Annotated in this window: 25 protein-coding genes; 13 read left to right on the top strand and 12 right to left on the bottom strand. The window is 41.2% G+C overall.

Annotated elements, in window-relative coordinates:
- Position 1 precedes the first annotated feature (1 nt).
- Both IZT61_RS05775 and IZT61_RS05780 read right to left on the bottom strand, forming a co-directional pair.
- Positions 2 to 241, bottom strand: coding sequence for a hypothetical protein (locus IZT61_RS05775; RefSeq protein ID WP_196100227.1), 240 nt, complete (start codon positions 239 to 241; stop codon positions 2 to 4).
- A 141-nt stretch (positions 242 to 382) separates the two neighbouring features.
- On the bottom strand, positions 383 to 1,348 hold the full coding sequence (locus IZT61_RS05780; RefSeq protein ID WP_196100228.1) for a 3'-5' exonuclease: 966 nt from the start codon (positions 1,346 to 1,348) through the stop codon (positions 383 to 385).
- Between the two features lie 184 nt (positions 1,349 to 1,532).
- On the opposite strand from IZT61_RS05780, the gene IZT61_RS05785 reads away from it, so the two are divergent.
- Complete coding sequence (locus IZT61_RS05785) at positions 1,533 to 3,506, top strand: DUF3858 domain-containing protein (protein ID WP_196100229.1); 1,974 nt, start codon at positions 1,533 to 1,535, stop codon at positions 3,504 to 3,506.
- Positions 3,503 to 5,410: a DUF3857 domain-containing protein gene (locus IZT61_RS05790; RefSeq protein ID WP_196100230.1), complete on the top strand. Its 1,908-nt coding sequence runs from the start codon at positions 3,503 to 3,505 to the stop codon at positions 5,408 to 5,410. The genes IZT61_RS05785 and IZT61_RS05790 overlap by 4 nt, the downstream gene beginning before the upstream one ends.
- On the opposite strand, the gene IZT61_RS22410 is transcribed toward IZT61_RS05790, so the two are convergent.
- On the bottom strand, positions 5,394 to 5,516 hold the full coding sequence (locus IZT61_RS22410; RefSeq protein WP_262895712.1) for a hypothetical protein: 123 nt from the start codon (positions 5,514 to 5,516) through the stop codon (positions 5,394 to 5,396). The genes IZT61_RS05790 and IZT61_RS22410 overlap by 17 nt on opposite strands.
- Positions 5,517 to 6,166: 650 nt before the next feature.
- On the opposite strand from IZT61_RS22410, the gene IZT61_RS05795 reads away from it, so the two are divergent.
- The gene (locus IZT61_RS05795; protein ID WP_196100231.1) at positions 6,167 to 6,952 is read left to right on the top strand and encodes a murein L,D-transpeptidase catalytic domain family protein; all 786 of its coding nucleotides are present in this window, start codon (positions 6,167 to 6,169) and stop codon (positions 6,950 to 6,952) included.
- 31 nt (positions 6,953 to 6,983) lie between these two features.
- Here the strand turns inward: IZT61_RS05795 and IZT61_RS05800 are convergent, their stop codons facing one another.
- Complete coding sequence (locus tag IZT61_RS05800) at positions 6,984 to 7,427, bottom strand: hypothetical protein (RefSeq protein WP_196100232.1); 444 nt, start codon at positions 7,425 to 7,427, stop codon at positions 6,984 to 6,986.
- Between the two features lie 326 nt (positions 7,428 to 7,753).
- Here IZT61_RS05800 and topB point away from each other — a divergent pair, with 326 nt between their 5' ends.
- A complete protein-coding gene (gene topB, locus IZT61_RS05805) occupies positions 7,754 to 9,604 on the top strand; it encodes a DNA topoisomerase III (RefSeq protein ID WP_196100233.1) in 1,851 nt (616 codons plus the stop codon).
- 357 nt (positions 9,605 to 9,961) lie between these two features.
- On the opposite strand, the gene IZT61_RS05810 is transcribed toward topB, so the two are convergent.
- The 4 genes from IZT61_RS05810 to IZT61_RS05825 all read right to left on the bottom strand — a co-directional run bounded on the left by IZT61_RS05810 (position 9,962) and on the right by IZT61_RS05825 (position 13,950).
- Positions 9,962 to 11,872 (bottom strand): AAA domain-containing protein, encoded by a 1,911-nt coding sequence (locus IZT61_RS05810; RefSeq protein WP_196100234.1) that lies wholly within the window; start codon positions 11,870 to 11,872, stop codon positions 9,962 to 9,964.
- Between the two features lie 534 nt (positions 11,873 to 12,406).
- Positions 12,407 to 12,790, bottom strand: coding sequence for a DUF3037 domain-containing protein (locus tag IZT61_RS05815; protein WP_196100235.1), 384 nt, complete (start codon positions 12,788 to 12,790; stop codon positions 12,407 to 12,409).
- Positions 12,768 to 13,559: a HipA family kinase gene (locus IZT61_RS05820; RefSeq protein WP_196100236.1), complete on the bottom strand. Its 792-nt coding sequence runs from the start codon at positions 13,557 to 13,559 to the stop codon at positions 12,768 to 12,770. Before IZT61_RS05820 ends, IZT61_RS05815 begins: the two co-directional genes overlap by 23 nt.
- 202 nt (positions 13,560 to 13,761) lie before the next feature.
- The gene (locus tag IZT61_RS05825) at positions 13,762 to 13,950 is read right to left on the bottom strand and encodes a hypothetical protein (RefSeq protein WP_196100237.1); all 189 of its coding nucleotides are present in this window, start codon (positions 13,948 to 13,950) and stop codon (positions 13,762 to 13,764) included.
- Positions 13,951 to 14,058: 108 nt separating this feature from the next.
- Here IZT61_RS05825 and IZT61_RS05830 point away from each other — a divergent pair, with 108 nt between their 5' ends.
- From IZT61_RS05830 to IZT61_RS05840, 3 genes are read left to right on the top strand one after another with little or no spacing between them, the layout of a single operon-like run.
- Entirely contained in the window at positions 14,059 to 14,439 is a 381-nt protein-coding gene (locus tag IZT61_RS05830) for a hypothetical protein (RefSeq protein WP_196100238.1), read from the top strand.
- Positions 14,440 to 14,461: 22 nt separating this feature from the next.
- Positions 14,462 to 14,665, top strand: coding sequence for a KTSC domain-containing protein (locus IZT61_RS05835; protein WP_196100239.1), 204 nt, complete (start codon positions 14,462 to 14,464; stop codon positions 14,663 to 14,665).
- A gap of 1 nt (position 14,666) precedes the next feature.
- Complete coding sequence (locus IZT61_RS05840; RefSeq protein WP_196100240.1) at positions 14,667 to 15,404, top strand: DNA-formamidopyrimidine glycosylase family protein; 738 nt, start codon at positions 14,667 to 14,669, stop codon at positions 15,402 to 15,404.
- Between the two features lie 281 nt (positions 15,405 to 15,685).
- Here IZT61_RS05840 and idi read toward each other — a convergent pair whose 3' ends face one another.
- From idi to IZT61_RS05860, 4 genes are all read right to left on the bottom strand, one after another.
- Positions 15,686 to 16,204 (bottom strand): isopentenyl-diphosphate Delta-isomerase, encoded by a 519-nt coding sequence (gene idi, locus IZT61_RS05845; protein ID WP_196100241.1) that lies wholly within the window; start codon positions 16,202 to 16,204, stop codon positions 15,686 to 15,688.
- A 4-nt stretch (positions 16,205 to 16,208) separates the two neighbouring features.
- Positions 16,209 to 17,045: a phytoene/squalene synthase family protein gene (locus IZT61_RS05850; protein WP_196100242.1), complete on the bottom strand. Its 837-nt coding sequence runs from the start codon at positions 17,043 to 17,045 to the stop codon at positions 16,209 to 16,211.
- Entirely contained in the window at positions 17,042 to 17,935 is an 894-nt protein-coding gene (locus IZT61_RS05855; RefSeq protein WP_196100243.1) for a MerR family transcriptional regulator, read from the bottom strand. The genes IZT61_RS05850 and IZT61_RS05855 overlap by 4 nt, the downstream gene beginning before the upstream one ends.
- Before the next feature lie 634 nt (positions 17,936 to 18,569).
- On the bottom strand, positions 18,570 to 18,851 hold the full coding sequence (locus tag IZT61_RS05860; RefSeq protein WP_196100244.1) for a hypothetical protein: 282 nt from the start codon (positions 18,849 to 18,851) through the stop codon (positions 18,570 to 18,572).
- A 516-nt stretch (positions 18,852 to 19,367) separates the two neighbouring features.
- Here IZT61_RS05860 and IZT61_RS05865 point away from each other — a divergent pair.
- The 6 genes from IZT61_RS05865 to IZT61_RS05890 all read left to right on the top strand — a co-directional run bounded on the left by IZT61_RS05865 (position 19,368) and on the right by IZT61_RS05890 (position 24,108).
- The gene (locus IZT61_RS05865) at positions 19,368 to 20,084 is read left to right on the top strand and encodes a LytR/AlgR family response regulator transcription factor (RefSeq protein ID WP_196100245.1); all 717 of its coding nucleotides are present in this window, start codon (positions 19,368 to 19,370) and stop codon (positions 20,082 to 20,084) included.
- Between the two features lie 125 nt (positions 20,085 to 20,209).
- Positions 20,210 to 20,566: a response regulator gene (locus IZT61_RS05870; RefSeq protein ID WP_196100246.1), complete on the top strand. Its 357-nt coding sequence runs from the start codon at positions 20,210 to 20,212 to the stop codon at positions 20,564 to 20,566.
- 11 nt (positions 20,567 to 20,577) lie between these two features.
- A complete protein-coding gene (locus IZT61_RS05875) occupies positions 20,578 to 21,207 on the top strand; it encodes a hypothetical protein (RefSeq protein ID WP_196100247.1) in 630 nt (209 codons plus the stop codon).
- A 367-nt stretch (positions 21,208 to 21,574) separates the two neighbouring features.
- Positions 21,575 to 22,948, top strand: coding sequence for an exonuclease domain-containing protein (locus IZT61_RS05880; RefSeq protein ID WP_196100248.1), 1,374 nt, complete (start codon positions 21,575 to 21,577; stop codon positions 22,946 to 22,948).
- 296 nt (positions 22,949 to 23,244) lie between these two features.
- Positions 23,245 to 23,595, top strand: a complete 351-nt coding sequence (locus IZT61_RS05885; RefSeq protein ID WP_196100249.1) for an MmcQ/YjbR family DNA-binding protein — start codon at positions 23,245 to 23,247, stop codon at positions 23,593 to 23,595.
- Between the two features lie 96 nt (positions 23,596 to 23,691).
- Entirely contained in the window at positions 23,692 to 24,108 is a 417-nt protein-coding gene (locus tag IZT61_RS05890) for a VOC family protein (protein ID WP_196100250.1), read from the top strand.
- Positions 24,109 to 24,426 lie beyond the last annotated feature (318 nt).

The following is a 24,426-nucleotide window of genomic DNA, read 5'->3' on the forward strand; positions in this document are numbered from 1 at the left end:
TTCAGTAGGTAGTTTTCAGTTGTAGTTGGCAGTTATTCACGCGTTGTTGCTGGTCGAGATTTGCAATCTCGTCCCATGTAATACTGGATTTTAAATCCAGCGCTAAAAGCTTGTGCTTTTTTGGCGGTAGCGTTCCATAGTCTGGAGATTCTTCGTACCTACCATTGGCGTTCTTCAAAAACAACACAAAAATCGTCATTTCGAGCGCAGCCGAGAAATCTTTGAACCTAACTTTGCGCAAAGATTTCTCCTCCAAAGGAGCTCCTACCGAGCACTTCGGTCGAAATGACGCTCCTTTGGGATATTCTTCTAAAAAACAACGGCACTCATATTAATTTTTTTGCTAAAAATTAAAGCTCAGGATGACAGGTTTGTTCCCCAACTACTTTCCAAACTTCATTTTTAGCTGCTCAAGCATATCGTTATTAATCGGCTGGGCAGGTTTTTCTGGTTTGGGTTGTGGCCTTGCTTGCGGTTTCTGCTGAAACTTTGGCTTATTGGGCGCTGGCTGAGTTTGTGGCCGATTGGCTTTATTTTCGTTTTTCTTTGCGTTAAACTTTGCCCATTCTTCATCAAGTTTTTTCTTGGTGTATAAAGGGAAATCGCCCTGTTTCATCCATGCGTAATAGCTTGGCTCAATTGAAAACACCTGTTCGGTAGTTTTTCCCTTGTGCTTACCAAAGTTAAAGCAAACCTCATCTTTATCGTTATACACCATGCGTCCCGCAAAATCAACCGGCTTATGTATGTTGGTAAAAATATGCAATGCATCAACATCATTTACCACCGGAACGGACTTCACGCCTTGCTTGTTTTCGAACTCGGTTTCCTTGTACATTTCCAACTGACCAAGCAGCACCTTGTAGGTCGCAATAACATCGGCCTCTGCGGCGTGGGCATTGATCAAATCTTCCTGGCAATAGAACTTATAGGCCGCCTTTAATGTACGTTGTTCCATCTGGTGAAAGATATTTTGTACATCTACAAACTTTCTATCGCTCATGCTAAAATCAACTTCTGCTCTCAAAAATTCTTCTAACAGCATTGGTATATCAAATTTATTGGAGTTATAGCCGGCAAGGTCGCTTTCGCCAATAAATTCGGCAATTTCGGCAGCTAACTCCTTAAAAGTGGGCTCGTTTGCAATATCCTCATCATAAATTCCATGAATTAGCGAGGTTTGTAACGGAATTGGCATTTCGGGGTTTACACGCCACGTTTTCACAATTTCCGATCCATCTGGCATGGCTTTCAAAACGGCAATCTCTACAATTCTATCTGCACCAACATTTACACCTGTTGCCTCTAAATCGAAAAATGCTAGAGGGCGTTTCAAATTTAACTTCATTCTATTTTGATATGGATTTACGGCATTATAGGGTTAAACTGATGCCAAACTTCATTTTTCTCAAAAGTGCTAAAAAGGTTTCATTCATTTTATAAAATGAGTACATAATTTTAAAATTTAATTTTGAAATTATTTCTCATTGTTGGCGACTAAAGTTAAATTGGCCTAATTTAATTTCGCTCTAATGATTAAAAAACTATTCTTTTCCATTCTATTTCTTTCTTCCTTATCTTCTTATGCTCAAAATTTCACTTTTGGGGCAATTACTTATGATGACTACGAATTTGACAGGAAGCGCCTCGACAGCAATGCGAATGCCATTGTTTTAAAAGAATTTGGCACGGCACGCATTCAGTTAGATGACAATACGGGCCGACTGGAACTGATTTTTGAACACCATGTAAAAATCAAAATCTATAATAAGGAGGGATTTAAACAGGCGAACATTATTGTACCTATGTATAAGGATGATAACCGGGAAGAATCGATCAGTGAGCTTAAAGCATCGACCTTTAATTATATTGATGGGAAATTTGTGGAAACAGCTATGGACAGGAAAGCGGTATTTACCGAGAACAGGTCGAAATATACGCGGTTAACAAAATTTACCTTGCCCAACTTAAGGGAAGGTTCGGTTATTGAGTACAGTTACCAGCTTCGATCGCCAAACTTATTCACTTTTAAGACCTGGGAATTTCAAACCGACATTCCGAAGGTGATCAGCGAATACCTGGTCTTTATCCCCGGTATTTACACTTATAACGTGTCGTTGCGTGGCTATCAGAAGTTGGCCGATCAAAAGGTGGAGTTGAGCAAAGAGTGCCTGCGCTTATCGGGGGTAGCTATCGATTGCTCGAAAATCAGCTATGTGATGAAAAACATACCGGCTTTTATTGAGGAGGATAACATGACGGCGCCGAGCAATTTCAAATCGGCGATTTATTTTGAGCTGGCTGAGGCGCAGAACATCAATGGCGGAAAAATATCGTACACCAAAACGTGGAAAGATGTAGATTACGAACTGGTTTCTGACCGCAACATGGGTTCGCAAATGAAAAAGAAGGACGTTTTTAAGGATTTGATCCCGGGCATTGTTAAAGATGCGCAAGATGATTTGGCCAAGGCTAAGGCGATTTACAATTACGTTCAAAAGCAGATTAAATGGAACAATTATTACGGAAAATACACAGAGGATAACATCAAAAATGCGGTAGACTCGAGATCGGGAAATGTTGCGGACATTAATATCAGTTTGATTGCGGCTTTATCTGCTGCCAATCTGGATGCGGAAGCGGTAATCTTATCTACGAGAGATAACGGTACGGTTAACAAACTGTATCCGGTGCTTACCGAATTTAATTATGTTGTGGCCAAGGTAAACATTGGCGATAAAAGCTATTTACTGGATGCCTCAGAGCCGCTGTTACCTTTCGGATTATTGCCTTTGCGTTGCATAAACGATCAGGGACGGGTAATTAACTTAAAAAAACCTTCGTACTGGATTGACCTAAAGGCAAGCAGAAAAACAGCAACCAATTACATTTTAAACGGTGAGCTTACTGATGAGGGAAAAATTGTGGGACTTTTAACAACCCATACGCAGGGCTACGCTGCCCTTAATAAGCGCAAAGAGATTTTACGCTATCCCTCGCCCGATGAGTACGTGGAAAAGCTGGATGAACGTTTACCTAGAATTAAGATTTTAAGTCACAAAATTTTAAATCTCGACAGCGTAGAAAATGCGCTAACAGAAAGCTATGAAGTGGAATTTACCGTAAACGATGGTTCGAATGGTCAGTTCTATTTTAGTCCTTTTTTTATCAACCCAATTACCAAAAACCCGTTTAACCTGAGCGACCGTACTTACCCCGTCGATTTGGGCGCTTCATCTGATGAAAGGGTAATGATTAACTTAACGCTTCCGAGTAATTATAAAATGATCGAAAAGCCTCAGAATTTGTCTATTGCCCTACCCAATTCGGGAGGAAAATATTTGCTTCAATGTGCTTTTGAAGATGATAAAATTGCGGTAAGCCAAATGCTGCAGTTGAACAACGCCATTTACCAACCAGATGAATATTTTGCGCTAAAGGAATTTTACAGCAAGATTATTCAAAACCAAAAATCTGAATTTTTATTTAAAAGGCCCGCCAAATGAGATATCTGTTTTCGCTTTTTTTCGTCCTTTTTGCACACTCATTATGTTTCTCGCAAGAGAATTACGATGCTGACCTGATTCCGCCTGAACTTCGAAGCAGGGCAAACTCGTGCATCAGAAATGAAGAAACGGTTATTGATATGCGCTCGCCGGACAATGTAACGCTGAATGTTAAAAAAGCAATTACTGTTTTTAACCAAAACGGCGAGCGGGCGGCTCAACTGGTTTTATATTACGACAAAAATACTTCGATAAGGGGTGTAAAGGGCGAGGTGTATAACGCTGTTGGCAAGCCGATAAGTAAGTTTAATCAAAACGATTTTGCCGATGTGAGTGCTGCAGATGGTTTTTCCCTCTTTGTTGATAGTCGCGTAAAACATTATTTGCCCAACGTTAACCAATATCCGTACACGGTGGTTTATAACTACGAGATCAGAAACAAACAGAACCTTATTATTCCCGATTGGCAGCCCAAACCGGCGAATGATGTATCGGTTGAAAAGAGCAGCTATACTTTTATTGCCAAACCTAGCGATGAAGTTAGAATTAAAGCCGTAAATTATGCTGGAGAGCCTGAAACCGTTGTCGACGAGAAACAGAAAACCACAACCTGGCGGGTGAGCAACTTGCCAGCGGTTAAAACGGAGCCTTACAGCCCGGACCCGGAAACGTATTTTACAAACATCCAAATAGCGCCGCAGCAGTTTAATTATTACAACCACAAGGGCAATTACGCCAACTGGCAGGAGCTTGGGAAGTGGATTTACGATGATTTGCTCAAAGAAAGAAGTACCCTTACTCCTGCCACCGTTGAAATGGTGAAACAACTCGTAAAGAACGAGAATGATGATAAGGAAAAAGCCCGAAAAATTTATCAATATCTACAGGATAAAACAAGGTATATCAGCGTGCAGATTGGGATCGGCGGTTTTCAGCCTATTGCCGCAAGCGAGGTAGATCGAGTGGGCTATGGCGATTGCAAGGCACTGGTAAATTATATGCAGAGCATGTTGAGCGTTGCCGACATTGAATCTTATTACTGCGTGGTTGAGGCAGGTTCGGAGAAAAAAAGTATCGATCCTACGTTTGCCAGCATGGTACAGGGAAATCACATTATTTTATGCATGCCCTTAAAAGGCGATACCACGTGGTTGGAGTGTACGAGTCAAAAAATTCCATTTGGCTTTTTGGGCGATTTTACTGACGACAGAATGGTGCTGGCCTGTACGCCGGAGGGCGGTAAACTGTTGCGTACGCCTAAGTTGAGGGCGAAGGACAACATTCAGGTTCGTTTGGCAAAATTGAACGTTCTTGCCGACGGAAACATCACTGGAACATTACAAACTGTTTTTGAGGGCGCACAATACGATAACCGTGAAGCTATGATCGGAAAATCGCAAATGGAACAGGATAAATTGCTTAAAGAGGCTTACAACATTGATAACATTGAATTTGAAACGGCTTCTTTTGCTCAGGAGAAGGATATCAATCCGAAGCTTAAGGAAAATATTGCCATAAACATCAGAAACTATGCGCCCATTAACGGCAACAAGATGTACCTGCAATTAAATGCCTTTAACCTAACAAAATCCATCCCTGATGTAAAAAACAGAACGTTACCTGTGTATATAAACCGCGGATTTACAGACGAGGATACGATAATTTATACCTTGCCTGATAATGTAAATAAAAGTTTGATTACTGAAGCCAAAAAGAATTTTAACAGCATTTTTGGTCAGTACACTGCAAAGGCGAGCTTAGATGGAAACAAACTCACCTATTATCGGAAACTGGTAGTTAACGACGGAACTTTTCCGGCAGAAAAATATGCTGAGTTTGCCAGATTTATGAATGATGTGAACGCTGCTGATTATTTGAAACTGGCACTTAGCTTAAAAAAATAATTCCGAGGCCGATACCGATAATCATGATGAGGTACATTAAGATTTCGGTTGTTGCAAAACGTTTGTATTTGGTCCAGAAAGAGTAATCGTTTTCCTGCTTTGGCATGTTGTGTTTTTTTTCAAAAATACGGAAATGAAACCGCAATTTGCCGTTCGGTTTGTTTCTATAACCCGTTGACTGAAGTCAACGGCAAAAAACCGATTCCCTACCATCTCGTCGTAGCGTCTCCAATGCTATTAAGTTAAGGATAAAACGAAAAAATATTGTCATCCTGAGCGGAGTCGAAGGACAGATATTTTTCGTTTTATCCTATAGAAAGGATCTTCGACTGAGTTTATCTTGAGCGAAGTCGAAAGACTCAGAGATCCGATAGCTATCGGATGACAATTGACAAGCTTAACTTAATAACGTCGGTAGCGTCTCGCTACGACATACACAATATTGGCTTGAGCGCTGGTCGAGATGTCCAATCTCGACCTATATAGCGCTGGATTTCAAATCCAGAGTTGACAAGTCGAACTGCAAATCCCGACTAGCGGGAAGGGCTTGTGCTTTTCAATAAGCAACTACATCGTAGGTAACGGCTTCTTCATCAGTAAGAATGACAGATTAACCAATAAAAAATATTCCTAAAAGCTATAAAATATTATAATTTGTCAAAAACTTAATGTAATTTTAAAACTACAGCGAGCACGGGGCAACAAATGCTCAATTTGTTCGTATAAGTAACTGAGTATTAAACCAAACATTATAGTATGAAGAAACACATCCTGGGCATTGCTACGATTTTTTTAGTGTGTATTGGCATTGTAGGAACAAGTTGGAAAGCGGCAGAGAAACCGCAAACACAGCAACAAACAATCAAAAATATCGCCTCCGACAGTTTATACAGTAGTTTTATCGACGAGTTGTATCATGCAGCAAAACTGGATTCGGCAGGCTTGAAAGTAGAAGTTTTCGAAAAAGCACTTACCGGTTTTTACAACATGAAGTATAACGGTCTTTTACATGCCAAATCCATTCTTACCATTGCCGATTTCGATCAGGAGAGCAGCAAAAAACGTTTGTACATTATCGATCTCGACAAGAAAAAACTCATTTTAAATACATGGGTTGCCCACGGTCAAAACAGCGGAGGCGACAAGCCCACACTTTTTTCTAATACGCCGAACTCCAATCAAAGCAGCATTGGCTTTTACCTAACGGGCGAGGTTTATTATGGCAAACACGGCCGATCGTTAAAGTTAGATGGAATGGACCGCGGTTTTAACAACAATGCCAGAGAAAGAGCCATTGTTGTACATGGCGCAGATTACGTTTGCCAGGAAACTATAAATCAATTGGGAAGACTAGGCCGTAGCCAGGGTTGCCCTGCCGTGCCAGCCAAGCTTGCAGAAAAGGTAATTAACACAATATCAGATCGCACGGTCCTGTTTATTAATAACTCCGATCAAAAATATCATTCTTCTTTTTTAGATGAAACCCTCGCGGCCAGCATGGCAGTAAACCAAGAGACCCTATTGGCTGCCCAAATGGATTAGTGTGCCACCAAGCATCAAATCGATTAAAAAGTCAGTGCTTTTTCAAATTAGTGGCATTTAGGTTGGCTGGTAATAGCTTAATAAATAAGGATTTGAAACGGGCCAGAAAATCCCAAACCCAACGATTGGTATCTTTGGCTCGTTCACCACAATCTACAACCTCTGCTCGTTTCAGTAGTTTAGTTACCAATTTTTGAATGGGCTTGATTTTAAAAATACGATTAAAGGCCAAGCCCAGATAATCGCAATACACGTGCACCAAGATCTCAACGATTAATGAATCATTGGCAATGTTTAGCGGCTTTTGAAAAACATTTTCGTAATCGCTCTTAATGGTTTCTATCAGCAATTCGAACCGCTCATTAGCCTTACCATCTAAGAAGCGCCAAAGTTCAGCATCGCTAAAAACACGAATAATCCCTTCGCTTAAATCGACCCTGATGTTGCATTCTGCTATATCGTAACGTTTTTCCATGCCTCATTTAGATGTCATCCGTATTGTTTTGTTACCAAGGGAAGTTTTCAGTTTGCAGTTCCCAGTTTTCAGTTTCCAGTTTGCAGTTTTCAGTTTTCAGTTTTCAGTTTTCAGTTTCCAGTTTGCAGTTTTCAGTTCCCAATTACGGTGGCGCTGCAAACGATCCGAAAGTAATGTAAGTCCGAAGTCTGCAACTCAAAAAACTGGGCGCTTTAGCAACAACTTAACACCTCGGCAATTTTAAGCAATAAAGCAATGTGAGTAAAATTTTTATTTAATGAAGCGAATATTTTTTCATCTTTGGCACTGGAAAATAAGGCTAATTAATGAAGATTGTTATTGCAGAAAAGCCTTCTGTTGGTCGCGAACTTGCAAAAGTTTTTGGAGCAACCACCAGAAGAGATGGTTACATTGAAGGTAAAGGATACTCTTTTACCTGGGCTTTTGGGCATTTGTTACAGCTGGCACCTCCTCAAGATTATGGCTTTATAGGCTGGCGGAAACAACACCTGCCCATGTTGCCAGCTAAATTTAAACTGGCCGTTCGAAAAATCAAAACAAAGGATGGTTTTGTAGAAGACCCCGCGGTCCGGAAACAGCTTGATACCATTAAGCGATTGTTTGATGAAGCTACAGAAATTATTGTAGCAACGGATGCGGGGCGTGAGGGCGAGCTGATTTTCAGGTATATTTATTATTATCTGAAATGCAAAAAACCATTTCGTAGACTGTGGATCTCATCACAAACCAACGAAGCGATTAAAGATGGTTTCAGGAACCTGAAACCGGGAACGGATTACGATACACTTTTCAATTCTGCACATTGCCGTTCAGAATCTGATTGGCTGGTTGGCATGAACGCCACACAAGCGTTGAGCATATCAGCCGGAAACAGGACTGTATTATCGTTGGGCAGGGTGCAAACACCAACGCTTGCCATGATATGCGCCCGCTTTCTCGAAATCAAAAACTTCGTTCCCCAAACTTACTATCAAATCAGCATTCAGCTTGTTAAAGATGAGCAGGTTTTCAAAGCCATTTCCACAACGAATTTTAACAATAAAGAAGAAGCCGAAAAGCTTTTTGCAACAGTTGAAGATGTTGCCTCTGGTTTTCCGACAGGCGGTAATATTACCGCAGTAGAATCGAAGCCCCGCAAAGAGCCGCCACCACTGCTGCACGATTTGAGCAGTCTGCAACAAGAGGCCAATAAAAAGAAAGGCTTCACGGCCGATCAAACCCTCAATATTTTACAGAACCTTTATGAGAGCAAGTTGGTCTCCTACCCCCGTACCGGATCGAGATACATTGGCGATGATGTATTTGCCGGAGTGCCCGATTTAATCGCGAAGTTTACCAACCATGCCGAGTTTGGTAAACAAGCGCAATTTTTGCAAACGATAAGCTTAAACAAGCGCAGTGTAAACGCCAAAAAAGTAACCGATCACCATGCTGTTTTACCCACCGGCGAAGAAGCTTACGGTTTAAGCGCCGATAAGCAGGCGGTTTATGACATGGTAGTTGGCAGAATGCTCGAGGCTTTTCATCAGGAATGCTTAAAGGAAATTACAAAAATTACCATTCAATCGGGATTGTCTTTTTTGGCCAATGGCACCGTAATCCGTTCGGCAGGATGGCGATCCGTTTTTAATGATACCGAGGATGATAAGAAAGATGAAGACAACGCCACATTGCCGAAGGTAAGCGTAGGCGAACAGTTACCCATTTCGGAAAAATCGCTGTTGGAGAAACAGACCAAACCTAAGTCGATGTATAACGAAGCGTCGTTATTGAAGGCATTAGAAACCTGCGGAAAGGAGATTGAAGACGAAGAACTTCGCTATGCCATGAAAGACAGCGGCCTCGGAACACCCGCCACACGTGCCTCGATTATCGAAACCCTGATAACGAGAGAATATATTACTCGCGAAAAACGCAACCTCGTACCAACCCATAAGGGTTTAGCCGTTTACGAAGTGGTTAAAGATAAGCAAATCGCCCAGGCAGAATTAACCGGCCAATGGGAAAAACGCCTCGAGGAAATTCGCTCGGGTTCTTCGGTAACCGATTTCAAATCAGAAATTACGGAGTACACCAAAATGATTACTAATGAGCTGCTAATCGCCGGAGCCAGCATTTCGGGGAAGCTGGCTGGAGCGTCGATAGTCCAGAGTTAGTAGTACGGAGTCGGGAGTCCATAGTCTAGAGTCCGGAGTGCAGAGTCGGGAGTCCAGAGTCAAGAGTCAAGAGTCAAGAGTTGACAGTTGATTGTTTGCCTTTATCGTGCTTTATCAGGCTGAGCCGAGTCGAAGCCTTGTGCATTTGCCCTTCGATTAAGCCTGTATTGAGCCTTTCGTCTACGCTCAAGATAAACCCCAGTCGAAATGCTCATGGTGACATTTACCACAACATTTTACGATTAATTGCGACACTAGTCCATTGGTTCATCAGTCATTGCTACTTGCCAATCGCTAACTGAAAACTGGTAACTGCTAACTGAAAACTGCTAACTGAAAACTATTCACCCTCCTTCGCTAAACATCCATAAATTCCCAGGCGCTATGGTAAGCATTCAGCTGCTCCGCGTAGGTGATAAAATCGGCGTAAAATTTAGATTTAGAAAGGGTTGAGCTATCGCCAATAACCACCAGTTTTTTTCGGGCCCTCGTCATCGCTACATTCATCCTTCTTGTGTCAGCAAGGAACCCAATGCTACCTTCCGCATTGCTTCGGGTGAGGCTGATGTAAACCACATCCCGTTCCTGCCCCTGAAAACTATCGATTGTATTCACTGCAATATTTGCACTTAATGCGGCCAATTCCGTACACTCGTCAACAAGCGCTTTTAAAACCTGCACTTGCTGCTTATAGGGCGAAACGATCGCTATCGATGGAAAATCAGTTCCTGGGTCTGCCAATCTAAAATCGGCCATTAAAGCCGTTAAATGCTTAACCAAAAACGCCGCTTCATCAGGATTGATCGTACTTGTACCGGCTAACTTCTCATCAAAACTGCAACCAGCGGTATCAATAAAAACCAGTGGCTCGTCCGCATCAAAAAGCAATTGTGTTGCAACGGTTTCGTGCGCTTTTAGTTTGTTTTCATAAAAAACTTTCGATGAATAACCCATAATCTGCCTATTCATGCGATATTGTTCATTTAAAAGCACCACCGCTTCGGGATGAAGTTTTACCGATTTCTCTAACAAAGTGGTTGATAATCCTCCCTTGCTCGCCACATTTGATTTTATGGTTGGAGAAAGCTGAAAATGATCGCCCGCAAGAACTACTTTTTCTACCTTCAAAATCGGAATCCAACAAGCAGGCTCAAGTGCCTGGCCCGCTTCGTCTATTACAAGTGTATGGTATTTCAAATGGCGAACGGTATAATGGTTTGCGCCCACAAGCGTTGCTGTAATTATTTGCGCCTTATCAAACAAGCTGTCCATAATGTATTGCTCCGTACGCTCTACCTCCCTACCAATTTTGTGTGCCTCATCAAACAGGGCCTTCCGTTGCTCTCGCTCGGCCCGACCAAAGCTTCGCTTATACTTGTGGGCCATATTTTTGTACTCGTTCGCCTGCTTTTTTAACGATTTTATCGTTTTCATCTCCGGGTGATCGGTCATTTTGTAATCTAGAGTGGCGGCCAGAAGTCTTTCAGAAACCCTTGCCGGGTTGCCCACACGAATTACATTCAAATCTTCTGCAGCCAACTTTTCGGTAAGCAGATCAACCGCCGTATTGCTCGGCGCTACAACTAAAATCTTGCCGCTATTGTGCTTAACCATCGCTTTTATAGCCTGTACCAATGTGGTAGTTTTGCCCGTTCCGGGAGGCCCGTGAACAATTGCCAAATGGTTTGCCGACACAATTTTGCTTACCGCCAACTGCTGCGATTCATTCAGTTGGTTCAGGACAAATTTTTCGACGTTTTCAAATGAGGGCTTGTCGCCTGCAGTCAAAATGCTGATCAGTTTATTCTCCGGTTCACTGGCCGACAAATTAATAGCCTGGTTAAGTGCGGTCTGCATTTCATCATAACTATTATTGTCAAAAAGCAGGTCGACGCCCAGTTTCCCGTCTCTTGTCCAATCGGGCAGTTCATCAATCCGCAAACTGATCTTCATCCTGTTTCCCGCAATATGACTAATAATTCCTTCTACCCGATCCGCTTTGGCATCGTGGTTAGAAAAAAGCACCACCGCAGCGCCAAATCTGAATTGATGAGAAAGATCGGTACTTGTTGTTCGCTCCAACTCAACTGTTAAATAATCACCACGACCGATTTCGGTATTTCGGATCGCTATCGGATACCAGGTTAAACCTAATGCCCTTCTATCAGCTGCCGACGTGTTTTCAGTCAGTTTGAGATAAGATTGTAAATCTTCTTCTCGCTCAATAATGAGTAAATCCTGGAGTTTATTAAAATATTCTTTTGGCAAAGGGAAAAGTTTATTGATGAATAAAAGAGATTATAGTTGCGTATTTTTAAGTCTATCAGCGGCCTTTCATCCAATCGCTTGTAGCAATTCGCTGAGCGAGCGGATTTAACGCCGACTATGAACGGTCGTCATCCTCAGAGATCAGTTTTTGAAAAAACAAAGGAGTTAGGATGACAGGTTTTTTCGGTGAATCGTCATTGCCCCAAAGGGGCTACTTTGTAGCGAGACCGGGTTCGTGCCTTTCGGCTACGCTCAAGATAAACTCAGCCGAAGCACTCTGATTTACGAAATGAGATTGCTTTCCCGAGAATCGGGACAGGCTGTGCCTCGCAATGACGTTATTTCTTATTTCGGTCATTGGTAACTTGACTAGCGATCTTAATGCTAAGGCTTTAATCCCGAAGCTTCGGAACCGTCTGCACATGAAAGACGGCAACAATAATAAGCGCCTTCAAAAGAGCCCCAGATTTATCGCCTTACCGCACTTGTGCCAGCAAAAATCACAATCCACCTATCAAAAATGCCATCACGCCGCTACAAAACCAATTCCTGATGCAACCTCAACATAGTTTCTTCCGGATCGGTACAAAAGCCGGGATGCACCTTTGAGCATTGTACCACCGTACTTCGTGTAGCGGTTAGCCACCTAAACCGCGAAGCCTGATCATACTCCCCAATCGGACCAGATCCAGCTGCACCTTTGCTTATCCGTTCAAATGCATGCAAATTTTTTGCTAGTTCATCCACGTCTATATCGCCCAAAAATGCCCTGATTTTAGCTTCGTTTAAAAAGAAGATACTGTGCAGATACTTTTTCTTCGAGCAGAATAAAACGATACCCACATTAAAAAATTCTTCGCGTTCTACCCTCGGCATAACACGAACTACAGCATACTCAAATAAGAACTTCTCTTGCATGCTGTGCTTCTTTTAAAAAGATGTCTGAATGATTTAAACGCGTTTCGAGGAAGTGCGCATAGGCTTCACGATGGGCTTGTTTACTGGCAAAAATACTTTCTTCTTCCAGCCATTCATTTGGAATTAAGCCCACAATTGCCCGGATTTTTTCGGCATTAAGCATCGACCGAAATTCTTGATCTACCACTTCGAGCTGCGAGGCCCATGGCAACAATACATGGTCTTTAACCAAGAAAAACGCCCTTGTTGCCTGCTCTTCCCAGTTTTGCCAGGAGTGATGAAAATATAGCGAGGCGCCATGGTCAATCAGCCACAATTCTTTATGCCACAACAGCATGTTTGTATTCCGACAAGTACGATCCATATTCGTTAAAAAGCAGTCTAACCAAACAATTTGCGAGGCCAATTTAGCGTCAACAGTAGTCACCGTCGGATCGAATGTAATGGCGCCCGAAAGATAGTGAAGGGCTAAATTCAGGCCCACGCTGGCCTTTAACAAATCCTGAATTTCTTCATCGGGCTCGGTACGACCGAAAGCTTCATCCAAATTTGCAAACACCAGCTCCGGCACTTTTAAGCCTAACAATCTGGCAATTTCGCCACCAATTAATTCTGCTATGAGTGCCCTCGGCCCCTGCCCTGCGCCGCGAAATTTGAGTACATACAAAAAATTATCGTCGGCCTCTGCAATGGCCGGCATCGACCCGCCCTCACGCAATGGAGTAACGTAGCGTGTAACGTTAACGGTTCTGAGTTGAAAATCGTTCATTTATTTAGTAAATCAGAAAAGTGTTTCATGTGACTACACTTTTCTAAATGGGGATAGGAATAAGCGCTTAACAGCTTTTCTTTTAAAACTGCAAATCTAGCAAATTTATTCCCTTTGTTGTTTGTTTTGTGTTTAAAGTGCGTCCGCTAACCAACGCTTTTAAACTGACTATTTTTATTGCTTCAAGGCTTAACAGATAGTTTTAATCGTGGCCCAGATAGGCATTTCCGGCGGGGGTGATTACTGCGCTCCATTGAACCGATTCGCGGTTAATCGTAACAAGCCCCATGCGCTCTAGTTCTTCATAATCGTCTTCCATTCCACCCAAAATTGAAGAGTTTACCTGCTGATTGATGACCTCTAATAGAGATACGATTTCTGATCTTTCCATAATTTTTGCTTTTTAATGTTTTACTAACAGCAAGGTAATCAAAAAGTTTAACGCACGATTAAACATTTTCGAAACTTCGAGGTTGTATAATAACAATCCAATCCCCCTATGGAAAATCACATTTACTATCTCTTTATTCTGGCTCTTCCTGTGGCTTGTATTGCGTGGACAGTAACCAAGGAAGAAGTATTTAGGGAAGCACGGGAGTTTTGTGTAGATCGATCGAAAAACGAAGGCCGGCTGGTGAAACGTAAATTCTTTTACGTTTTTACCTGCGAATACTGTTTCAGCCATTATGTTACCCTGCTTTTGCTCTTCATTACCAATTTTAAGTTGATTTACACCGATTGGCGTGGCTATATCATTTCATTTTTCGCCATTGTTTGGATAGCGAACATCTACATGAGTTTGTACAACATCATCAGGATCGACCTAAAAAAAGAAAAAATAAGGGTGGCCAAAGAAGAATCGGAACTTAAAGAACAATAGCATCCATAAAACTGAACATTGTATGCCATCATCAGTAATCAGCCATTTCAGTTATAACGAACAAGATAAGGTATTGAAGATCACCTTTGTTACAGGCCTGGTTTACCACTATAAAAACGTTCCGAAAAGAACATACAGTTTATTAAAGTCCTCCATATCAAAAGGGAGATATTTTAATTTTCACATCAAAGATAAGTTTAAGTTTGAAAAAATAGAATCGGATTAATATGCCCGAAGGACCATCGATAGTCATTTTAAGAGATCAGATTAAGGCTTTGAACCTGGGCAAGCCCGAGGTTTTGGAAGTTGCCGGATATGTAAAAACAATTGATAAGGAACAATTGATCGGCGAAAAAATTAAAGACTTTAAAAGCTGGGGGAAACATTTTTTAATCTGTTTTAACGATTTCACCATCCGCATTCATTTTATGCTGTTTGGCACCTACCTAATTAACGCATATAAACAAACTCCCCTGGCTTTGGGGCTGACGTTTAAAAAAGACGAATTGAACTTTTATACTTGTAAAGTCGAACTTTTAGAGGGAAATGTAGACGAGCTTTACGATTGGCGAGTGGATGTGATGGCTGACGAATGGGACGAAAAACTGGCGGTTAAAACGCTGAGAGAGCACCCCGATTCTTATATCTGCGATTTACTTCTCGATCAACATATTTTTGCGGGCGTGGGCAATATCATCAAAAATGAGGTTTTGTACCGGGCACGTATTCATCCGCTGAGTAAACCCGAAAAAATTCCGCTCAAGAAATTAAGAGAATTAGTTCGCCAATGTCAACAATACAGCTTTGAATTTCTCAAATGGAAAAAGGAAAACACGTTAAGCAAACATTGGGAGGTTTACAAACAAAAAGAATGCCCCAATGGCCATAAGGTTGAGAAAAAAAAGACCGGAAAATCGAACAGACAAACTTATTATTGCACCGAATGTCAAATAAAGTGCGCATGATAACCCGATCTCGATTGTTCGCCATGTAATCGATAGAAAACGGGTAACGACTGGTTATTTTCCTCTTTGCAAACAAAATTCAGAATAATTCTTAATAGCGCTGAAATTACTGATAATAATCAATTAAACGGCGCTGGGAGATGATCGCTGCTTCGGCTTGTAAAATGAACGTAAAAGAAATGTTAAACTATTAGGAAATAATCAAACTAGCCTTATATTTGTCCTCGAGAGCGTTAATTTAGATACGGGTATACGACTTAGGTTGTATGCCCGTTTTTTATTTACCGGTTATTATAATAATCGCTCACTTTAGGCAGGCATATCTGAAGCCATTTGGTAAATGCTTCCGGCTTTTCGTCGATCTCTTTCTGCAAAGCTGCTAAAGTTACATAGCGATAATCGTCGGCTTCGTCTGTGTTCAAGTTTGGCAATCCCTCCGAATACCCGAAAAACACATGATCTAACTCATGCTCCGTAAGGCCATCGTTAAAACTTGCTTTATAAAGAAAGCTAAAAACAGGGTTTAAGGCACATTCCATCCCCATTTCTTCTTTTAGTCGGCGGTTGGCAGCAGCTAAATTGGTTTCGCCCAAACGCGGATGACTACAGCACGTGTTAGTCCACAAGCCGCCAGAATGGTATTTGTTTTTGGCCCGTCGCTGCAACAGCAACTCGTTTTTGTTATTAAAAATAAATATCGAAAATGCACGATGCAACTCCCCTTTTTGGTGGGCTTCCAGTTTCTCCATTTGCCCGATCTGCAGGTCGTTCTCGTCCACAAGTATTACGTCTTCTCTCATTCAGTTATATTACGTTGAGCTTATGCCTGATCATGGAATCGAACATCAATCCGATTTTATGGTGGTTTGGAATTCTGATCCTTTCCGTCATAATTTTTTCTGCGCTCAGCCCTTTTATTTTTTTAAATAGCTTTTTATAATAGATGAACGACAAGTAAACTCCCTTCCGCGAATTTAGGGGAAGCATTTTTATGCCTTGTAGTGCCTCTGCAAATTCCTCTTCAATTTCGTTTTCTATTGCTCTTTTTTGATTATCGCAAAATGCCGCAAGGTTTACATTGGGAAAGTAATTGCGCTTAAGCGCCTGATGATCGGCCTTTACATCGCGAAGGAAATTCACCTTTTGAAAGGCAGAGCCCAATTTCATGGCAAAAGGTTTCAACCGTTGATATTCCGCCTCATCGCCTTTGGTAAAAACCTTTAAACACATCAGCCCAACTACCTCTGCCGAGCCCAGAATGTATTCATTGTATAGCTCCGCCGTGTAAAGTTGGTCGCTTAAATCCATTTCCATACTTTTAAGAAACAGATGAATGAGCTCATGATCTATTTTATACTGGTTTACCACCCGCTGAAACGAGTTCAGCATCGGATTAAGGCTGATCCCCAATTCGAGCGCCTCGAACGTATCTCTTTTGAAACCATTTAACAACGATCTTTTATCGTATTGATGAAAGCTATCTACAATTTCATCTGCGCAGCGAACAAATCCGTAAATTGCATAAATGGGCATGCGCAATTCCCTGCCCAAAAAATAAATCCCGAGCGAAAAACTCGTGCTGTACCTTTGTGTAGTGAGCTTGCTGCAATCGGCAGATAACTGGTCGAACATTTCTTTCATAATAAATTAGTTTTTTGGATGGCGTTATCAAATTCATCAAGAGATTTTAGCCAATTAATGCGACCGATAGACTTAAGTTTTGTAATTAACTGATTATTGCCGGCTACATGTATTTTAATACCCTGGCAAATTACCGTTAATTCGTCGATATATTTTTGTGCAACAACGGGCAATCGGCTTCTAACCATAAAGAATAGAACCCGATTAACATTTACTGTTTTTAGCACCTTTTGCAACGATTGTAGCGGAACTTTGCTTCCCAAATAGATCACTTTGTGCCCATTTGCCCTGAGCATATAATTGGCAAAGATCAATCCAATATCATGATCTTCGTCTTCGGGCAAAAAAAGCAACCAGGTGTCTGCGGTTTCCGGTTGAAGGCCGAGATCGTTAACGGCACTCAACAGTTTTTGTTTAATAATATGGGTAAGAAAATGTTCGTGTGCGGGACAGATATCGTCTTTTTGCCACATCACGCCCAGCCTAACCAGTAACGGATAAATTACTTTGCGATACGCATTTTGTATCCCTAAATCGCTAATACCCTTATCTAGCAAGGCCGCAAAGGCGGGTTCATCGAAGCTGATGCCATATTTTATCAGTTGCGAAACGTAATAATCGCTTAGCGCATCATCTTTAACGGTTAGGCAGGTTTGATCTACGAGATCACTAAAATCTTTTGGAGAAAGGTTGCAGATTTTTGAAATTTTAAGGCCCGTTTTATTTAAGCTTGCAATGTTCAGCAGCCTGCGAAGCTGGTCATCATCATATAAACGGGTGTTACCTTCTGACCGCATCGGCTGAAGCGCATTATACCGCTGCTCCCATATCCTGATGGTATGAGATTGAATGCCCGAAAGCTGTTCCAGATCAGAGATGGTGTACGTCATTTTTTGTTTAAAAATATCAAATAAAATTTAAACAAAAAATTAATGCAAAAGTTTTCAAACGTTTAAAAGATATTTTTATGCTTATTTTGGCTGCAGTTATCGCGAGAAAACAGACCTTTATTCCTAAACCCGATCGAAGCGGGATGCCGATCCGATAGCTATCGGATTTTCATCGGCAGAAGCGGGAGCGCAATGTCATTTAGTTAAGCGAAGTGGGTGTCAGTCTGAGCCTTTCGACTTCGCTCAAGATAAACTCAGTCGAAGACTTTTTTTATAGGATCAATCTATTAACATCGCCGTTCGACTAAGCCTGTATTGAGCATTTCGACTACGCTCAATACAAGCTCAAGTCGAAATGCTCAGGGTAACAATGCTTTTTGTTTATCCTTAACTAAATGACATTGGGCGGGAGCGGGAATACAGGCTGCCAATTAAAATCAGACCGTTCATTTTCGAAAAAGAAAGCCTTTCTTCATTTAGATCCCGCTTCGCAAAGCAAACAATAGTTGTTTTTTACGTCACGCTAGCTTTATTTTTGCTAAAATTAAAACTCAGCATAACGGAATGGCTTAGCAATGTAGCTAAACAGCCTTTTGCTAATACAATCAAACTGACGAAGAAATTTTTTTGGATTTTAAAAGTTAAAGGCTTGTTCAGTTAATAAAACACCTCGCTCCCCATTACCGGTTTCGATGGTGTGTATATTTTTATACGAATGACTAAAAAAATCGTAGCCCTGATCCATACGGTTAATCGCCACGGTGCTCACCGGATAGTTTAGGTTGGTTTGCATGCAAAGTAGGGTTCCATTGGCCAGCAGAAGGAAATCGCAATCGTATCCTCGTTCTTGTAGCTCAATCACTTTTTTCGTAATCGAAACGTTTAACCGGTTAAATGTTCTGGTTTTGTTTTTCATTAGGTTTTAGGTTAGGTTGGGTAAAATTAATGCAAGATGTTAAGTTACTTACGCTTGAGTACGCAATATATTGTAATACAAGGAATTAAATTAGTTTGTTTTGTTCATTTTTCAACAAGCTTTTCTGTTCATTATTACTCGTCAGAAAAAACAGCACAACAAATCGGATTAAAATGACGCACAGCCAGCCTTTTCTTTCGCTAAAACGATCGAATTAAACAAGGAGCATGTTCAAATTACTACTAACAAATCCATCCAAACAGCCAAAGTGCCGAAAAACGATTTGTTTATTGTTTTTCGTAATAAAATTCAGCACATTCCGTAAAACACATTTCTCATCATCAAATCGTAATCACGGAGGCGTACGACAGCTGAAAAAAAAGTCAGGACGTATTTTTAATCATACATAAATAGCATCGCTGTTAATTATCAGATACATTTTAACCTGACGCCTAAATATTTTTCTTCTTTTTTAAGCGCCTAAATTGTACTTTGCATTGAACTAAACTTACAGATATGTCAATAAGTTGCATTGCTATTGATGACGATCCACACGCTCTTCAAAATTTGATTGCCTATGTGGAAGAACTGCCAAATCTTGAGTTGGTGGAAACCTTCACCGAACCGTTGAAGGCACTGACCAAAATTTTGGCCTCGGGCCCTGTCGACATTATTTTTTTAGACGTTGAAATGCCGGTGCTATCGGGAATAGAGCTGGCAACGCTTTTGCGCCCAAAAACCACGCATTTAATTTTTACCACAGCCCATGCCCGCTACGCAATAGATGCATTTAAAGTGGAGGCCGATGCCTATTTACTAAAACCCTATTCGATGTTGCATTTCTCGAAAACGATTAATAGCTTGTATCCCACCGGGCAAAAAGAGGGTAAATTATCGCTGGAAGACAGCTTTTTTTATATTGCAGTTGAAGCCGGCGATAGCGTAGAACAAATTGACCTCAGCGAGCTGGTTTCAGTAGAAACCATTGATGACGAAGTTCGGTTTAGAACGATGAGCAAATCCTTTACTTGTCCTAAATCAAGCTATATAAACACGCTAAAGCTTCTAAAAAAGCACCCTGCATTTATCCAGGTAAGTCCGCCAGTTCTTATTGGCAAGCAACATATCAGAGGAGTATTTGGCCATAAGGTGTTGCTATTTGGTGGTATATCTTATTCAGTAGCCGACTCTCATTTAAGCGCTTTCTCGTCTTTTCTAAATAATAACCAATAAATATCCCGCATTTGCCATTAAAAAACACGTCCGTTGTTTTTTTGTCTTTTTTCTAACGCGGCAAAACTTTCCTATCCATATTTTGTATTAGCTAGGTCTGTTTAGTTACTAGTTGATCATCCGTTTTGAAAAGAATTTTAGTTGTAGATGATGACCCCGATATATTGGAGGTTTTTCAAATGGCGTTGGAAAGTGAGCATTACAAAGTTTTCCCTTTACTATCACCCCGGTACATTTTTAAAAATATTAAAGATTTTAAGCCCGATTTGGTTATTCTGGATATCATGTTGAACGGCATGGACGGCAGAGCGGTTTTTAGAGAGCTGAGGCAAAACCCCGAAACCAGGGCCATTCCTGTAATATTGGCTTCAGCAAGATATAACGAAAGTTATGTTACTGCACAGGAGTATTATCCCGAGGCTTACCTCGAAAAACCGTTCGATATTGATAACCTGCTTCAAAAAGTCAGTGCCCTAACCTAGATCAAAAAAATATGAAACTAAAAGTGCTAACATTAGCAGCGCTGCTATGCGCAACAATGTCGACCAAGTCAATTGCGCAAACCTCACGTCCCGACAAATTGTACACCATGAGTGGAATTGGCCTTAGCCTTCCGGTGGGAGAAACCGCAGATTACTTTAAGCCCAAATTTTCAACATCGATAGGTGTCAACCTCGGCCTCGGAAACGGGGGTTTGTTCCTTTACCCCAAAGTGAGCCTCCACGCCTTTGCCTTTAACCAAATTACGCCCGATGCCGGCTACACTTACACGCTGCAAAAAAGCAGATCGACCACGTATTTGTTGAATATGGCGCTTGGCTACCGAAAAATTGTTAACAAGTGGGCCTTTTACGGCTTTGCGGGTGCAGGCGGCGGATTCATTTTAACGCCACAGGCAGCGGTAAATACAACCAGCTTGCAGGTAACCATGAACAACAAATCGAACGGCCTCGGAATTGCAGAAGGCGGTGCAGGCATTGAATATAACATTGGTGGCGCAAATCTTTTTGTTGAGGCAAGTTATATGTATGGTTTCAGCAAAATTCAAAACCGGGTATTCAACACCGTGCCTATTGTAATTGGCATAAAACCGAACCTCAGTAAATTGTTAAACAAACTTTAATTCCATTAAAATATCATTTTATCGGCGGCTGCGTTAAATACGTTAGTCGCTTTTTTAATTTATAGCCGATTGAAAAACCGCAGTTCGATTAATACACACCCTTTTTTGGTGATGTATCAGCTATTTAATACGAACGGTCGTCATCCTTTCCCGAAACTTTTGGAGGGATCTCGATGCAAGAATAGCGAAACGCATTAATCCCGTACGTACGCGACCACCTGCTTGGGCATGACATGGCGGCTTCGTTTAGCATTAATTACCTTTTTACTAAAATCAGAACCGAACTGAGGCTAAAAGTAAAAATAGGCATAGATAAAGTTGCGAATACTAATTATTTTAGCATAAATTTGTATACAGAATAAAATTAATGTTATACGCAGTTGTAGATATCGAAACCACGGGAGGCCATGCGTCGGCAAATGGAATTACCGAAGTGGCTATTAACATTCACGATGGAGATCAAATAGTTGAGTCTTTTACAACATTGATTAACCCAAAGCGGCCAATTCCCATTCACATTACCGCGCTAACAGGCATTGATGATGAAATGTTGGTTGATGCGCCCACTTTTGATGATGTGGCTTTACAGATTTTTCAGTTGCTGAATGATAAGGTTTTTGTAGCGCATAACGTAAACTTCGATTATTCGTTTTTAAGGCATCATTTGGCCGCCGCAGGTTACGAGCTAAACTGCCGAAAGCTCTGTACGGTTCGGTTAAGCAGAAGATTAATTCCCGGAAAGCCTTCTTACAGCTTGGGCAAACTTTGTTCGGCGCTGCAGATTCCAATTCAAAACAGACACCGGGCAGCGGGCGATGCGGACGCAACCAGTATCCTTTTCAACTTATTGTTAGCAAACGATCAGGAAGGAATTATCGCTGAAATGCTCAAAAAAACATCGAAAGAGCAGGTTTTGCCTCCGCATTTAGATAAGGCTTCGGTATTGAGGCTGCCCAACCAACCTGGCGTTTACTATTTTAAGGATAACAAAGGGAAAATTGTTTACGTTGGGAAAGCCAAAGACTTAAAAAAACGGGTTTTTAGCCACTTTACCGGCAACAAACCAAACAGGCAGCGGCAAGATTTTTTACGCACCATACACAGTGTAGATTACGTAATATGCGGTACCGAGTTGATGGCATTAATTTTAGAGGTAAATGAAATAAAGCGCCTATGGCCAGAAAACAATCGTGCAATGAAACGCTACGAACATAAATACGACTTGTACGTGTTTGAAGATCAAAACGGTTATTTAAGGTTGGCTATTGATAAGCATAAGAAAAACAATAAGGCCCTGCAAAGTTTCAACAATTTGCTGGAGGGTTACAACTTCCTCAACCAACTGGTAGAAAAACATCAGTTGTGTGCAAAATTATGCTACCTGCAAAAAACCGCAACAAAATGTGTTGCCCATGAAAATGGTGAATGCTTTGGCGCCTGCAGCGGTATCGAAACCGTTGCCGTGTACAACAAAAGGTTAAACACAGCATTGGCCGACATTAGAGCGCAGCAGCCCAGCTTTGCAATTGTAGATGAAGGGCGAGATCAGGATGAACTCAGTTGCCTGGTTGTTGAGCAAGGCAGATTTTACGGAATGGGTTATTTTAAAGATAAGCGCTATTTAGCCGAAGGTTTGGCCTCAGTAAAAAACGACCTGTCGGTTTATCAATCCAATAGCTACATTTTAAACCTGATCTTAAATCACGCGGCCCAGTTTCCGCAGAAATTATATAAATTGTAAGCGAATTTACTGAAGATTAATTTCTAATGCTTCTCTTGTCACCTAAAATGAAGGTGGCCTTCGGATGAACAATTTGCCTTTCAAAAATAGTTCAGCAGCAAAAGCGATTGTACTTGTGCAGAAGAAAAATGGAAAGCGATTGCCTTGTTTTTCAGCACAAGTAGCTTGTAAAATTCTTTCAATTGCAGATAATAAGCACCCAAAATTGGCTATTAAATTCAAAATTGACGTAAGTTTGCCCAATCAAATACTCAATAGTCATGCTATTGAATGGTTAAATTAAAAACCCAGCAATTATGACCCCAGATTCTTTTAGAGAACTCGCACTATCATTTGAAAATGTTGTTGAAACGCCTAATGGAAACAAAAACTCGTTTAAGGTAGACGATAAAATTTTCATTACGATAGACAATACAAATATGAAAGCTGTTTTTAGGTTATCGCCGAAAGAACAAAACAAATTTTCTGATTTAGACCCCTCGGCTATCTACCCGGCACAAGCTGGCTGGGGCAAACAAGGGTGGACAATTTTCGAACTGAATTTTATTGAGCCAGAAACCTTAGAAACGGCCATCACCTTGTCGTACTGTACCGTAGCACCAGAAGACTTAGCTAAGAAATACAAAAAAAAGGGCGCTAAAAAGTAGGTCATTGTCTCAAATGCCCCTTAATAATTTCGCCTTTGGCTTGTACGTTCATACGCACCGTTACCTACCTTTATCTATTACAAAATATATACAGTTATGACAAAATCAATCTGGATCAATCTTCCGGTTAAAGACGTAAATAAATCGAAGGAATTTTTTACAGCGCTAGGATTTACGCTAAATACCCAATTTGGTGTTCGCGACGATTCTGCAAGCTTTTTAGTCGGCGACTCAAAGTTCGTTTTAATGTTGTTTGAAAAATCGCTTTATGAGGGTTTTGCAGGTACATCTGTTGCCGACGACCGTTCGGGAAGCGAAGTATTATTCTCTTTCGATGCCGAAAGCCCGGAAGAAATTGACGAACTGGCCAAGAAAGTTGTTTTAGCCGGAGGATCGCTTTACGGAGAGCCAGGTTACAAAGATGGTTGGATGTACGGTTGTGGCTTTACCGATTTAGACGGCCAACGATGGAGCATTCTTTATATGGATATGTCAAAAATGCCATTGGGATAATCAGTCGATGAAAGTCATCCGATGAATATAGCACGGTGCAAAGTATTCATCGGATGACTAAATAGCAAGCATTCGGTAACAAAGTCATCCGATGAATATAGTTACAGGAAACGCACATTTTCCGCGTCATTTCTCTCCCGATTTTTTCTATCGGGAGAGAAATCTGTTTGATAAGCGCTACTGCGTTTATGCCACTGCTAGTAGGGAACACCTGCCAGACGCAGGCAGAGATATTTTTCTTCAAAAAAATTAATATGAATGACGTTTACAACTTGCTGTCATTCTGACAAAGGAAGAATCCGCGACCTACATCTCACC

Origin of the sequence: Pedobacter endophyticus (genome assembly GCF_015679185.1) — a bacterium.
GTDB classification, from domain to species: domain Bacteria; phylum Bacteroidota; class Bacteroidia; order Sphingobacteriales; family Sphingobacteriaceae; genus Pedobacter; species Pedobacter endophyticus.